This window comes from Streptomyces sp. TM32 (genome assembly GCF_004122755.1).
Taxonomy (GTDB): Bacteria; Actinomycetota; Actinomycetes; order Streptomycetales; family Streptomycetaceae; genus Streptomyces; species Streptomyces sioyaensis.
In genome coordinates this window covers 1-12706 of sequence record NZ_SDIG01000009.1, presented here as the reverse complement: position 1 = coordinate 12706, position 12706 = coordinate 1, and the positions used below count along the sequence as shown (strand labels likewise).

13 protein-coding genes and 1 pseudogene are annotated in these 12706 nt (G+C 72.7%); 10 read left to right on the top strand and 4 right to left on the bottom strand.

From position 1 onward, the window contains the following. Window positions 1-42 precede the first annotated feature (42 nt). A complete protein-coding gene (gene bioD, locus EST92_RS03875) occupies window positions 43-744 on the top strand; it encodes a dethiobiotin synthase (RefSeq protein WP_129279523.1) in 702 nt (233 codons plus the stop codon). A gap of 154 nt (window positions 745-898) precedes the next feature. After that, a complete protein-coding gene (locus tag EST92_RS03870) occupies window positions 899-1570 on the top strand; it encodes a class I SAM-dependent methyltransferase (protein WP_129279522.1) in 672 nt (223 codons plus the stop codon). A gap of 31 nt (window positions 1571-1601) precedes the next feature. On the opposite strand, the gene EST92_RS03865 is transcribed toward EST92_RS03870, so the two are convergent. The 3 genes and pseudogenes from EST92_RS03865 to EST92_RS03855 all read right to left on the bottom strand — a co-directional run. Continuing rightward, window positions 1602-1973 carry a fic family toxin-antitoxin system, toxin component gene (locus tag EST92_RS03865; protein ID WP_129279521.1) on the bottom strand — a complete coding sequence of 124 codons (372 nt, stop codon included), beginning with the start codon at window positions 1971-1973 and terminating at the stop codon, window positions 1602-1604. After that, a complete protein-coding gene (locus EST92_RS03860; protein ID WP_129279520.1) occupies window positions 1970-2242 on the bottom strand; it encodes a toxin-antitoxin system HicB family antitoxin in 273 nt (90 codons plus the stop codon). Before EST92_RS03860 ends, EST92_RS03865 begins: the two co-directional genes overlap by 4 nt. Window positions 2243-2344: 102 nt before the next feature. Next, window positions 2345-2497, bottom strand: a pseudogene (locus EST92_RS03855) (CAP domain-containing protein); the annotation flags it as partial. 336 nt (window positions 2498-2833) lie between these two features. Here EST92_RS03855 and EST92_RS03850 point away from each other — a divergent pair. The 4 genes from EST92_RS03850 (at window position 2834) to EST92_RS03835 (ending at window position 7241) form a co-directional block, all read left to right on the top strand. Next, window positions 2834-3259: a GNAT family N-acetyltransferase gene (locus EST92_RS03850; protein ID WP_129279518.1), complete on the top strand. Its 426-nt coding sequence runs from the start codon at window positions 2834-2836 to the stop codon at window positions 3257-3259. Between the two features lie 256 nt (window positions 3260-3515). Beyond that, complete coding sequence (locus EST92_RS03845) at window positions 3516-4859, top strand: hemolysin family protein (protein WP_129279517.1); 1344 nt, start codon at window positions 3516-3518, stop codon at window positions 4857-4859. Beyond that, window positions 4856-5875, top strand: coding sequence for a hemolysin family protein (locus EST92_RS03840; RefSeq protein ID WP_129279516.1), 1020 nt, complete (start codon window positions 4856-4858; stop codon window positions 5873-5875). Before EST92_RS03845 ends, EST92_RS03840 begins: the two co-directional genes overlap by 4 nt. Before the next feature lie 118 nt (window positions 5876-5993). Next, entirely contained in the window at window positions 5994-7241 is a 1248-nt protein-coding gene (locus tag EST92_RS03835) for an FAD-dependent oxidoreductase (protein WP_129279515.1), read from the top strand. Here the strand turns inward: EST92_RS03835 and EST92_RS03830 are convergent. Then, a complete protein-coding gene (locus tag EST92_RS03830) occupies window positions 7210-7833 on the bottom strand; it encodes a TetR/AcrR family transcriptional regulator (protein ID WP_129279514.1) in 624 nt (207 codons plus the stop codon). The two genes, EST92_RS03835 and EST92_RS03830, sit on opposite strands and share 32 nt — an antisense overlap. Window positions 7834-7959: 126 nt before the next feature. On the opposite strand from EST92_RS03830, the gene EST92_RS03825 reads away from it, so the two are divergent. The 4 genes from EST92_RS03825 (at window position 7960) to EST92_RS03810 (ending at window position 12584) form a co-directional block, all read left to right on the top strand. After that, complete coding sequence (locus EST92_RS03825; protein ID WP_129279513.1) at window positions 7960-8730, top strand: SGNH/GDSL hydrolase family protein; 771 nt, start codon at window positions 7960-7962, stop codon at window positions 8728-8730. Between the two features lie 103 nt (window positions 8731-8833). Continuing rightward, the gene (gene purB / locus EST92_RS03820) at window positions 8834-10267 is read left to right on the top strand and encodes an adenylosuccinate lyase (RefSeq protein WP_129279583.1); all 1434 of its coding nucleotides are present in this window, start codon (window positions 8834-8836) and stop codon (window positions 10265-10267) included. A 26-nt stretch (window positions 10268-10293) separates the two neighbouring features. Continuing rightward, window positions 10294-10851 carry a G/U mismatch-specific DNA glycosylase gene (gene mug, locus EST92_RS03815; RefSeq protein WP_129279512.1) on the top strand — a complete coding sequence of 186 codons (558 nt, stop codon included), beginning with the start codon at window positions 10294-10296 and terminating at the stop codon, window positions 10849-10851. A gap of 449 nt (window positions 10852-11300) precedes the next feature. Then, window positions 11301-12584, top strand: a complete 1284-nt coding sequence (locus EST92_RS03810) for an MFS transporter (RefSeq protein WP_129279511.1) — start codon at window positions 11301-11303, stop codon at window positions 12582-12584. Window positions 12585-12706: the final 122 nt, after the last annotated feature.

Below are 12706 nucleotides of genomic sequence, written 5' to 3'. Positions count from 1 at the left end.
GGTCCTCCCCGGGGACGGTCCGCGCGAAGTCGGAGGCACACCATGTCAGTGCTGTTCGTGACGGGTACGGGCACGGAGATCGGCAAGACCGTGACCACCGCCGCGATCGCCGCGACGGCACTCGCCCAGGGGCGTTCCGTGGCCGTGCTCAAACCGGCCCAGACCGGTGTCACCGCACACGAGACGGGCGACGCGGCGGAGGTCGAGCGACTGGCCGGCCCGGTCACCACCCTGGAACTCGCCCGCTTTCCGGACCCGTTGGCGCCCGCGACGGCCGCCCTGCGGGCCGGTCTGCCCCCGGTGCTCCCCCAGGACATCGCCGAGGCCGCCGCGAAACTGGCCGCCTCGCACGACCTGGTGCTGGTCGAGGGCGCGGGCGGGCTGCTCGTCCGCTTCGACGGGGACGGCCACACCCTCGCCGACGCCGCACGGCTGGCGAAGGCCCAGGTCCTGGTGGTCGCCCAGGCGGGCCTGGGCACCCTCAACGCCACCGCACTGACCGCGCTGGCGCTGCGCTCGTACGGACTCGACTCCCCCGGCGTCGTCATCGGCAGCTGGCCGGCCGCACCCGACCTGGCGGCCCGCTGCAATCTGACGGACCTCCCGGACGCGGCCGGCGCCCCGCTCCTCGGCCTGATCCCGGAGAACTCCGGCGCCCTCGCTCCGGACGCCTTCCGCGCCGCGGCTCCCCACTGGCTGGCCCCGGCGCTCGGCGGATCGGACGCGTTCCACATCCCCTCGTGACGGCCGCGGAAGGGGAAAACTGACCGGCGGGGCACCGCACCCTCGGCCCGTACGGATGTGCGCACCGCGGACCGGGTGACTCCTGGGGACTCCTTGGCCGCCCGGTTGGGGAGACTGACGGCAGGAGCGGGCATCGCCGGCGAAGGGGTCCGTCATGTGGCAGCGCAGGAGAGTTCCGCACGGCACCGTGCATCATCCGGTGTTCGCCCGCTTCTACGCGAGCTGCTGTGGTCCGGCGGCGGATGCGCGGGCGGGGGTGGCCGCGCTCCGCAAGGAACTGCTGGCGGGCGCCACCGGCCGGGTCATCGAGGTCGGCGCCGGCACGGGGCTGAACTTCGCGCACTATCCGGGGACGGTCTCGGAGGTGGTGGCGATCGAGCCGGAGCCCACGCTGCGGGAGGTGGCCCGGTCGGCGGCGGCGCGTGCGGAGATGCCGGTGGATCTGGTGCCGGGGGTGGCGGAGGCGCTGCCGGTCAAGAGCGAGGCGTTCGATACGGCGGTGGCGTCGCTGGTGCTGTGCTCGGTGCGCGAGGTGCCGCGGGCGCTGGCGGAGCTGCGGCGGGTGTTGCGTCCGGGCGGTGAGCTGCGGTTCTTCGAGCACGGGCGGGCCGCGGGCCGGGGGCTGGCGGCGGTGCAGTGGTCGCTGGACCGGACGATCTGGCCGCTGCTGATGGGCGGCTGTCACACCGGCCGGGATCCGCTCGGCGAGGTCCGGGCGGCCGGCTTCGAGGTGGTGCGGGTGCGCCGGCTGACGGTGCCGGAGCACGGGCCGACGCTGCCGACCTCGCCGGCGGTGCTGGGCCTGGCGCGACGGCCCGCCGACTGAGCGGCCGCGCGGCCGAAGCGACCAGGGCGGGTCAGACGGTCCAGGTACGCAGCGCGTCCGCGATGTCGCAGACGTCGGCCGTACCGTCCTTGACCAGGCGGGCGAGGTCGCGGACCTGCTCCGGGGAGGTGGCGATCTTCAGTCCGCTGGCGACGAGGTAGCCGTAGGCGACCGCCGTCGCGAACATCGCATTCGACCCCTCCAACGCCGGTACGCGAAGCAGGAGTTGGAGCAGCGCGGCGGCACGGTCCTGGGCGTCGGTGTAGACGGGCACCCCGAATATCTCGGCTTCGTGGCGGCTGACGGCGGCCACCAGGGCACCCCAGTCGGTGACCTGGGGGTCTCCGGGGGTGTGCTGTTCGGCGATCAGAAGGAGCCAGGCGAGGTCGATACGCAGTGTCACGTCGTGCCCGGCAGTCCTTCGCGCGGGACGGGGGGCGTGGCGTCCGGCCCCTCGCGTGCTTCCCGGCCGAATTCCTCGGCGAAGACACGCTCGTACTGCTTCATGAAGTCGGAGGCCGCTTCCACGAAGGTCTGGCCGACCTCGCCGGCGTCCTTCAGAACGAGTTCCTCGATGTAGCGGTTCATGCTCACCCCCCGCTGCAGAGCGCGCTCCCGCGCCGCTTCGGCAGTGGCCTCGTCCACCCGGACGTTCAACTGTGTCTTCGCCACCCCTCCAAGCTAGCGCGCACGTGCTAGCAGCGGCAAGGGCGAGCACCCCGGCCCGGCGCGCGGTGCCGCACGCCGGGCCGGCGCGGCGCCCTGCGCTCGGCCCTACTTGTAGCCGAAGTCCTGGGTCCAGTACGCCCGGAGCTTGCCGCCCAGGGCGACACCTGTGCCGGTGACCTTCGAGTGGCAGGCAAGGATGTTGGCGCGGTGGCCGGGACTGTGCATCCAGGCGTCGAAGGCTCCCTTGGGCGTGGTCGGCCAGGCCCACCGACGCGACGAGGCCGATCGGGATCATCCAGGGCCCCGAACTGCACCTTCTTTCGGGCTGATGCGGCAACGGCACACACGATCGACCCGACTTGCTGGAAAAGTCGTCAATAATGCGTCCGGAAAGTCGCCCACCCAGTCATCGGATAACCCGGAGCCGATACCCCTTTCCGGAGAAATACCCGGGGCGTCGCTCGCGTTTCCCCTCCCCGACAGGAAAGCAGAATTCGGGCCGGCCACAGAAAATATACGGCTGCACGGAGACGGCGGAGCCTCGGCGCCGAAAAGGCTTCGACACCGCTCATCCCCCGGTGATGGGATCCGGTCATGAATGATCTACACGTCCGGGCCGGGACGCCGGCCGATCTCGATGCCGTACTGGCCTTCTGGAAGGACGCCGCGGAGGGGACCAGCATCAGCGATGACAGCGATGGCGTGGCACGGCTGGTGGCCCGCGATCCCGAGTCGCTCCTGCTGGCCGAACTGGACGGCACCTTGGTGGGCACGGTGATCGCCGGCTTCGACGGCTGGCGCTGTCACCTCTACCGGCTGGCCGTGCACCCCGTGTACCGCAGGCAGGGCATCGGCGGCACACTGCTGACGGCCGCCGAGGAGCGGTTCCGCGCGCTGGGAGGGAGGCGCGGTGACGCGATGGTGCTGGACCGCAACGAGTCGGCACACCACGCCTGGCGCGCGGCGGGGTACGCCCCCGAGCCGCAGTGGAGCCGCTGGGTCAAGCACCTCGACGACTGACGCACACGACTGACCACCCGTAGGCGACCGACCGCACCCGCCGACGAACGAGGAGGGCTCGCCCCAGGGGACCCGCACCCGGGGGCGGGCCACCCCCTCCCTCGCGACTTTGCTGATCCTTTACCATGGAGGCTCCACCGACCCGGCGAAAGGTGTGTGAGCGTCCAGCCATGGGCGAACCTCCCAGTTGTCGAGCTACCTCCCGACATAGCGCGAACCTCCCGATCCTGCTCGATCATGGGACGGAGGTGACTCGATGACCGACCTGCTCTCTTTGGGCGTGGCGCTCCTCCTGACCCTGGCCTGCGGAGTCTTCGTCGCGGCCGAGTTCTCGCTGACGACCGTCGAGCGCAGCGACCTCGAACGCGCCGCCGAGCGCGGTGAGCGGGGCGCGGACAGTGCCCTGAAGGCCGTCCGCAGCCTCACCTTCCAGCTCTCCGGGGCCCAGCTCGGTATCACCGTCACCGGCCTGGTCATCGGCATGCTGTCCAAAAGCGCCATCGCCACCTTGCTGGCCGGCCCACTGGACGCAATGGGCCTGCCGCGCTCGGCGGCGGACTCGCTGGCCCTGGTCCTCGGCACGGCGATCTCCACGGTCGTCCTGATGGTCGTCGGCGAGCTGGTCCCGAAGAACTGGGCCATCTCCAGCCCGCTGCCCATCGCGAAGCGTGTCGCCACCGCGCAGCGCGGCTTCAGCGCCCTCTTCCGGCCGCTGATCCGACACCTCAACAACGCCGCGAACCGCACGGTCCGCCGGATGGGCCTGGAGCCCGCCGAGGAGCTGGCCTCCGCGCGCGGCCCGCAGGAGCTGGTGGCGCTGGCCCGGCACTCCGCCAAGGAGGGCGCGCTGGAGGCCGACACCGCCGAGCTGTTCGTCCGTACCCTCAATCTCGCCGATCTGACCGCGGAGAACGTCATGACCCCGCGGGTGCAGGTGATGGCGCTGGACGTGCACTCCACCGCGGAGGACGTGGCCAACGCGACCCGGGCGAGCGGGCTGTCCCGCTTCCCGGTCTACCGCGGCAGCCTGGACAGCGTCGTCGGGGTGGCGCACATCAAGGACGTGTTGACCATCCCGGCCGAACGCCGCCCCCGCCATCCGGTCTCCGAGCTGGTGCGCGAGCCGCTGCTCGTCCCCACGACGCTGACCGTGGACCGGCTGCTCGACCGGCTCTCCGGCAAGCGCACGATGGCCGTGGTCATCGACGAATACGGCGGCACGGCCGGCGTGGCGACGCTGGAGGACATCGTCGAGGAGGTCGTCGGCGAGGTCCGCGACGAGCACGATCCGATGGAGACCCCCGACCTGGCGCCGGCCGGTGCCGACGCCGACGGCCGCCCGCTCTATCAGGCCGACGGCGCCGCCCGCACCGACCAGCTGGAGCGGATCGGCCTGCGGCTGCCGGAAGGGCCGTACGAGACCCTCGCCGGTCTGATCGCCAGTGAACTGGGCCGGATACCCGTGGCCGGCGACGGCCTGGAGGTGGCCGGCTGGTCGATGGATGTGCTCGACGCCACCGGCCATCGCGCCGCGCGGGTGCTGCTGCACGCCCCGCCGCCCGGCAGCTCCGACGAGCGCGGGACGGAGGCCGGCCGATGACCCTGGTGCAGTTGTTCGTGGGCCTGCTGACGCTGGTCGTCAACGCCTTCTTCGTGGGCGCCGAGTTCGCGCTGATCTCGGTGCGCCGCAGCCAGATCCAGCCGTTCGCCGAGCGCGGGGACCGCCGGGCGACCAGCGTGCTGTGGGGGTTGCAGCACGTCTCGGCCCTGATGGCGGCCGCCCAGTTGGGCATCACCCTGTGCACGCTGGTGCTGGGTGTGGTCGCCGAGCCGGCCATCGCCCACCTCCTGGAGCCGGTGTTCCACGCGGTCGGGATCCCGTCCGCGCTGAACCAGCCGATCGCGTTCGTGATCGCGCTGTCACTGGCCACCTATCTGCACATGCTCTTCGGCGAGATGGTGCCGAAGAACGTCGCCCTGGCCGAGCCGGTGCGCAGTGCGCTGCTGCTGGGGCCGCCGCTGGTCGCGCTGACCCGGGCGCTGCGCCCGGCGATCTTTGCGATCAACGCGCTCGCCAACGGTCTGCTCGCGCTGCTGCGGGTGGAGACCCGGGACGAGGTGGCCGCGACGTTCTCGCACGCCCAGCTCGCGAAGATGGTCGAGGACTCCCGGGCTGCCGGACTGCTCGACGAACGGGCGCAGGAGCGGCTGCGGGACGCCCTGGAGCTGGGCCGCCGCCCGGTGCGGGACGTGGTGCTGCCGGCCGACAAGGTCGTCTCCGCGCGAATGGGGATCACCCCCGAGGAGCTGGAGCAACTGGCCGCCGATTCCGGCTTCTCCCGCTTCCCCGTCGTCGACGACACCCGCCGCATTCTCGGCTATCTGCACGTCAAGGACGCCCTGGACGCCACCCCCCGCCAGGTGCCCTTCCCGGTGTCGGCGCTGCGCCCGATCGCCCGCGTCAAGGCGGCGACGCCGCTGGACGACGTGCTGACGGCGATGCGCGGATCCCGTACGCATCTGGCCGCGGTGATCGGTGACGAGGGCCGGCTGGCCGGGCTGGTGACGATGGAGGACGTGCTCCGGGAGCTGGTGCTGCAACAGCCCACGGCCTGACCCGCGGGGCGCCGCACCCCCTCTCTGACCGATCGGTTAGATTGCTGACCGATCGGTCAGACGCTGCTGTGCCGGCGCCGGCCGTCATCGCATCCGTACGCGACGAGGGGGCAAGGGCATGGAGCGCACATCGTGCTGCATAGCGGGCGGCGGACCGGCAGGAATGATGCTCGGACTGCTGCTGGCGAGGGCAGGCGTCGAGGTGACCGTGCTGGAGAAGCACGGCGACTTCCTGCGCGACTTCCGGGGGGACACCGTCCACCCGTCGACCCTGCGGCTGCTGGACGAACTCGGTCTCGGCGAGGCGTTCGCGCGGCTGCCGTTCGCCAAGATCCGGGAGATGCGGGCGCAGATCGGCGACACCACGGTCGTGCTGGGCGACCTGCGCCATCTCCCCGGCCGGCACAACTACATCGCGATGGTGCCGCAGTGGGACTTCCTCGACCTGCTCGCGCGCGCTGCGGCCGAGGAGCCGCACTTCACCCTGCGGATGCACACCAGGGTCACGGGGCTGCGCACCACGGACGGCCGGGTGACGGGGGTGCGGTTCGTCGACGAGCACGGCGCGCCCGGCGAACTGGCCGCGGCACTGACGGTCGCCTGCGACGGCCGGGATTCCGTGGTGCGTGCCGCGGCCGGGCTCCGTCAGCGGCAGTTCGAGGTGCCGATGGACGTCTGGCAGGTGCGGGTCGACGGACCGGCCGACGACCTCAAGGACGGCCGGGTCTTCGCACGGTTCGGCGGCGGGCAGGCCGCGGTCACCATGGACCGCGGCACGTACTACCAGACCTCCTATCTCATCGGGAAGGGCCGGGACGCGGAGCTGCGCCGCCACGACATCCAGTGGCTGCGGGACCGGCTCGGCGCCCTGTTCGACTGGGACGACCGGGTGACCGGCGCCATCGCCTCCTGGGACGACGTCAAGCTGCTGGAGGTCACGTTCGGCCGGCTTTCCCGCTGGTACCGCCCCGGGCTGCTGTGCCTCGGCGACGCGGCGCACACCATGTCGCCGGTCGGCGGGGTGGGGGTCAATCTGGCGTTGCAGGACGCGGTCGCCGCGGCCCGGATCCTGGCGCGGCCACTGCTCCGTGGCGTGCCCGGCGTGGCCGATCTGGCGCGGGTACAGAAGCGGCGGCACCTGCCGGTGGCGGTGGTGCAGCAGACCCAGCGGGCCGAGCACACGATGATCCGGTCGGCCCTGGACGGCACGCTCGACGGCGACCGGCTGCCGGTGCCGATGCGGCTGCTGCGGCGGGTGCCGCCCCTGCGGACGGTGGCCGGCTATCTGGGCGGGATCGGCGTCCGCCCCGAGCGCGCCCCCGACTTCGCCCGGGTCAGGCCCGGCGCTCGACCGCGTCGAGGGTGAACTTCTCCACCTCGGCGGCCGCGGCGTCCAGGTCGTACTCCGGGTGCGCCAGCCAGTGCGCGATCACCCCGTCGATCGCTCCGCCGATCGCCAGGGCAATCGTCTGCGCGTCGAACTCCCGGAAGACGCCCGCCTGCTGACCTTCCATCAGGAGATCGGCAAGGGCCTGCCACCGGCCGTGGGTGTCGTGCGAGCCCGGCGTCTTGAGCCGGGTGCCTCCGGCGTCGTCGAGCAGCATCTCGGTGATCACCCGCACATGCCGGCGGTTGGCCTGCTGGTAGCCGATCATCGCGCGTACATAGGCGACGAGCGCGTCCCGCGGGCCGGCCGCCCGGGCCAGCCGCTCGGTGACGTGGGCGCTGAAGTCCGCCAGTACGTGCTCCAGCGCGGCCCGGGTCAGGTTGTCCTTCGAGGAGAAGTGGTAGAGCACCGCGGCCTTGGACAGCCCGGCCCGCTCGGCGATCGCCGACAGCGAGGTCGCGGGATGGCCGCGGGTGGAGATCAGGTCGATGGTGGCGTCGATGAGCTGCCGGCGGCGGGCCCGTTCGGTGAACGTCGGCTCGTCGGAGCCCTCGCCGCGACGAGGAGTCATCGCGCTGCCACCTGCCTCTTTCTCACCGTCCGAACGACACCAGACCGTACACCGCGGGCGCCGGGCCGCCCTCCTGCGGGACCGGGCCATACCGCGCGGTACGGCGGGCGGTAGGATCACCGCGCCATGGAGATGAATGCCCGCTACACCAGTTTCGTCGCGGTCGGCGACAGCTTCACCGAAGGCATGTCGGACGGCCTGCCGGACGGCTCGTACCGCGGCTGGGCCGATCTGCTCGCCGCCCGGCTGGCGGCCTCCTCGCCCGGCTTCCGCTACGCCAATCTCGCGGTCCGCGGCAAGCTCATCGGGCAGATCGCCGACGAGCAGTGCGGGCCGGCCGCCGCCATGGGCGCCGACCTGGTGACGCTGGTGGGCGGGCTCAATGACGTCCTGCGGCCGCGCTGCGAGGTGGCGCGGGTCTGCGCGCGGTTCGAGGAGGCCGCGGCAGTGCTGGCCAAGGGCGGCGGACAACTGGTGCTGATGCGCAGCCCCGGCCGGCGGGGCCCCGTGCTGGAGCGCTTCCGGCCGCGTATGGAGCAGCTGTTCGCGCACCTCGACGAGGTGGCCGCGCGGCACGGCGCGGTCGTCGTGGACCTGTACGCCTCGCGGGCACTGGCCGATCCGCGGCTGTGGGCCGACGACCGGCTGCATCTGAACGCCGAGGGGCACCGCCGGGTGGCGGAGGCCGTGTGGCAGGCGATCGGGCTGACCGCGGAGGAGGACTGGGACGCGCCGCTGCCGTCCGCCGCACCGCCGGGCTGGGGCGCGCGGCGCACCGCGGATCTGCGGTTCGCGCGGGAGCACCTGGCGCCGTGGATGGGCCGGCGGCTCACCGGCCGGTCCTCGGGCGACGGCCGGCCGGCCAAGCGGCCCGAGCTGCTGCCGTACGAGGGCTGAAGCGCCCCGGCCGGCGCCCGCCCGTCGGCTTGGAGGAAAGCACAGCCGGGACCGGGGCGTCGACCTGCGTAAACCGCCAGTAGACTCTGACCACGTGACTGCTGTGTCTGCGAAGCCTCGCATCCCCAATGTCCTGGCCGGCCGCTACGCCTCCGCGGAGCTGGCCGTGCTGTGGTCCCCCGAGTACAAGGTCAAGCTGGAGCGCAAGCTGTGGCTCGCCGTGCTGCGTGCGCAGAAGGACCTGGGGGTGGAGGTCCCCGAGCAGGCGCTGGCCGACTACGAGCGCGTCCTGGAGACCGTCGACCTGGCCTCCATCGCCGAGCGCGAGAAGGTCACCCGGCACGACGTCAAGGCGCGCATCGAGGAGTTCAACGCCCTCGCCGGTCATGAGCAGGTCCACAAGGGCATGACCTCCCGGGACCTGACCGAGAACGTCGAGCAGCTCCAGGTGCGGCTCTCGCTGGAGCTGATGCGGGACCGTACGGTCGCCGTGCTGGCGCGCCTGGGCTCGCTGGCCGCGCAGCACGCCGAGCTGGTGATGGCCGGCCGCTCGCACAATGTCGCCGCCCAGTCCACGACGCTCGGCAAGCGCTTCGCGACCGCGGCGGACGAACTGCTGGTCGCGTACGGCCGGCTGGACGACCTGCTCTCCCGCTACCCGCTGCGCGGCATCAAGGGCCCGGTCGGCACCGCCCAGGACATGCTCGACCTGCTGGGCGGCGACGCGGCCAAGCTCGCCGACCTGGAGCGGCGGATCGCCGCGCACCTCGGCTTCGGGCGGGCCTTCACCTCCGTCGGCCAGGTCTACCCGCGCTCGCTGGACTACGACGTGGTCACCGCGCTGGTGCAGCTGGCCGCCGCCCCCTCGTCGCTCGCCAAGACGATCCGGCTGATGGCCGGGCACGAGCTGGTGACCGAGGGCTTCAAGCCCGGCCAGGTCGGCTCCTCGGCGATGCCGCACAAGATGAACACCCGCTCCTGCGAGCGCGTCAACGGCCTGATGGTGATCCTGCGCGGCTACGCCTCGATGGCCGGTGAGCTCTCCGGTGACCAGTGGAACGAGGGCGATGTGTCCTGCTCCGTGGTGCGCCGGGTCGCGCTGCCGGACTCGTTCTTCGCGCTCGACGGTCTGCTGGAGACCTTCCTGACCGTGCTCGACGAGTTCGGCGCCTTCCCCGCCGTCGTCGCCCGCGAGCTGGACCGCTATCTGCCGTTCCTCGCCACGACCAAGGTGCTGATGGCGTCCGTGCGGGCCGGGGTGGGCCGCGAGGAGGCGCACGAGGCGATCAAGGAGAACGCGGTCGCGTCGGCGCTGGCCATGCGGGAGCAGGGCGTCGAGCGCAACGAGCTGCTGGACAAGCTGGCCGCGGACACCCGGATCCCGCTGGACAAGGCCGAGTTGGACGCCCTGATGGCGGACAAGCTCTCCTTCACCGGCGCCGCGGCCGACCAGGTGACGTCGGTCGTCGCCCGGATCGAGGAGATCGCCAAGCAGCACCCGGAGGCCGCCGCGTACACGCCGGGCTCCATCCTCTGACGCGACTGCCCTCCGACGCGACTGCCGTGCGCTTCACTCCCGAAGAGCTGGAAGCCGCTCGCGACCGCCTCGTCCCGGACGTGGCCGCGAGCGGCTTGCGCGTGCTCTTCTGCGGGATCAACCCCGGGCTGATGACGGCGGCCACCGGCCACCACTTCGCCCGGCCGGGAAACCGCTTCTGGCCGGCCCTGCACGCCGCCGGCTTCACCCCGCGCCGACTGCGGCCCGACGAGCAGGAAGAGCTGCTCGCACACGGCCTCGGCATCACCAATGTGGTGGCCCGGGCGACCGCCAAGGCGGACGAACTCAGCACGGAGGAGTACCGCGAGGGCGGCCGGCTGCTGGCCGCGAAGGTGGCCCGGCTGCGGCCCCGCTGGCTCGCGGTCGCCGGGGTCACCGCGTATCGCCTCGCGTTCGACGACAAGCGGGCCGCGATCGGGCCGCAGCAGCGCACGCTGGGCGACACCCGCATCTGGGCGCTGCCCAACCCGAGCGGGCTGAACGCCCATTGGACGCCGACGGCGCTGGCGGAGGAGTTCGGACGGCTGCGCGCCGCGGCGTTCGCGGCGGACGACGACGGGTGAGACGCCGGGGGCGGGTGCTGCCGGGCCTGGGGGTTCCGGGGGGCTGGCCAGGATTCCCGGGCGGCGACCGGGGGTTCCGTGGCTCCGGCCGCGCGTTGGGATTCCGGGGCACCTGCCCGGGAGTTGGGGGTGTCGGGTGCCCGGACGGCGGTGCGCACCGTGCCGGCGGCACCGCCCGCTCGGCCGGTGTTCCGCACCACGTCACCCGATAGCCGTGTACATGCCGCGGTGACGGTTCTACGCTGTCGCCGCCCGCGCACCCCTCCCCTCCCGTACGGAGGCATTTGTGCCTGCTCCGTCCCCCTCGGCTTCCCCCGCCTCCCCCGCTTCCCCCACGTCGCGCACCTCTGCCTCCTTCCCGCGCATCAGCCGCTCGCCCCGCCACAGGGGCGATGCGCTCGCCGAAGCGTTCGGCCTCGCCGCCGGCCTCGGCACCTGGGCGAGCTGACGTGTATCTCACCGACCGGCCGACCGCAGCCGCTGCCACCACTCCGCCGGATGACCGGCGCCCCGCTCCGGGCCGGCGCTCCCTGGCCGCCCTGCCCTCCACCGTCCTCGTCCTGGGCACCGTAAGCCTGATCACCGATGTCTCGTCGGAAATGATCACGGCCGTGCTCCCGCTGTACCTCGTCACCGAACTCGGGCTGTCCCCTTTGGGGTTCGGTGTGCTGGACGGGGTCTACAACGGGGTGAGCGCGCTGGTCCGGCTGGTGGGTGGCCGGTTGTCGGACCGGGGCGAGGGCGGCGGCCACAAGACCGTGGCCGCGGTGGGGTACGGGCTCTCCGCCCTCTGCAAGCCGTTGTTGCTGATGGTGCACTCGCTGCCCTGGATCGGTGCGGTGCTGGCCGTGGACCGCACCGGCAAGGGGCTGCGGACCGCCCCACGGGACGCGATGATCTCGCTGGCGGCCGAACCGGCCACCCGCGGGCGGGCGTTCGGCGTGCACCGGGCGATGGACACCGCGGGCGCACTGTGCGGTCCGCTGGTGGCATTCCTGCTGCTGAGGGCGGCCGCAGAGGGCTATGACGCGGTCTTCACGGTCAGCTTCTGCATCGCCGTACTGGGCGTGGTCGTGCTCCTGCTCTTCGTGCCGGGTCGCGCCCGGAATGCAGCTCCGTCGACCGCCGAACCGGCCCCGGCCCGGCCGCAGATGCCGGTGCGCGCGCTCCTGGGGCGACCGGAGGTACGCCGGCTGACGGGGTGTGCGGTGCTGCTGGGGCTGACCACCGTCAGCGATTCCTTCCTCTATCTGACGCTGCAGCGGCGGCTGGATCTGCCGGCGGGGTGGTTTCCGCTGCTCCCGCTGGGCACGGCCGCGGCGTTCCTGCTGCTGGCCGTTCCCCTGGGGGCGATCGCCGACCGGCTCGGCCGCCGGAGGCTGTTCCTGGCCGGGCATCTGGCGCTGCTGTGCGCCTACGGTCTGCTCGTGGCCCCGCTCACCGACGGCCCGCTGCTGGTCTGTGCCGTGCTCGTCCTGCACGGTGCCTTCTACGCGGCGACCGACGGCGTGTTGGCGGCCGCGACCGCCGACGCGGTGCCGGAGGAGGCCCGGGGCAGCGGTCTGGCTGTGGTGCAGACCGGCCAGACCGCCGCGCGGTTCGTCTGCTCGCTGGCCTTCGGCGCCGCCTGGACCGCCTGGGGCGACCGCACCGCCGTACTGGCCGCCGCCCTCGGCCTCGCCCTCGCCGCGGCCCTCAGCGCCCGCCTGCTGCACCGCGCCGCCCCGGCGTGACCGTACAGACGTGAGCCGTCCCCGGGAGGCGGGGAGGCGCCGACCTCCTCCCCCCGGGACACACCCCTGTACCCCTGCTCGCCTGCTCACCTGCTCCCCGCCTACGCCACCCGCTCCTCCCC

Excerpts from the sequence above, each read along its gene's own strand:
- EST92_RS03850 (WP_129279518.1), top strand. The coding sequence starts at position 2,834 with ATGAATGATCTACACGTCCGGGCCGGGACGCCGGCCGATCTCGATGCC.
- EST92_RS03835 (WP_129279515.1), top strand. The coding sequence starts at position 5,994 with ATGGAGCGCACATCGTGCTGCATAGCGGGCGGCGGACCGGCAGGAATG.
- EST92_RS03845 (WP_129279517.1), top strand. The coding sequence starts at position 3,516 with ATGACCGACCTGCTCTCTTTGGGCGTGGCGCTCCTCCTGACCCTGGCC.
- EST92_RS03830 (WP_129279514.1), bottom strand. The coding sequence starts at position 7,833 with ATGACTCCTCGTCGCGGCGAGGGCTCCGACGAGCCGACGTTCACCGAA.
- EST92_RS03870 (WP_129279522.1), top strand. The coding sequence starts at position 899 with ATGTGGCAGCGCAGGAGAGTTCCGCACGGCACCGTGCATCATCCGGTG.
- EST92_RS03825 (WP_129279513.1), top strand. The coding sequence starts at position 7,960 with ATGGAGATGAATGCCCGCTACACCAGTTTCGTCGCGGTCGGCGACAGC.
- bioD (WP_129279523.1), top strand. The coding sequence starts at position 43 with ATGTCAGTGCTGTTCGTGACGGGTACGGGCACGGAGATCGGCAAGACC.
- EST92_RS03840 (WP_129279516.1), top strand. The coding sequence starts at position 4,856 with ATGACCCTGGTGCAGTTGTTCGTGGGCCTGCTGACGCTGGTCGTCAAC.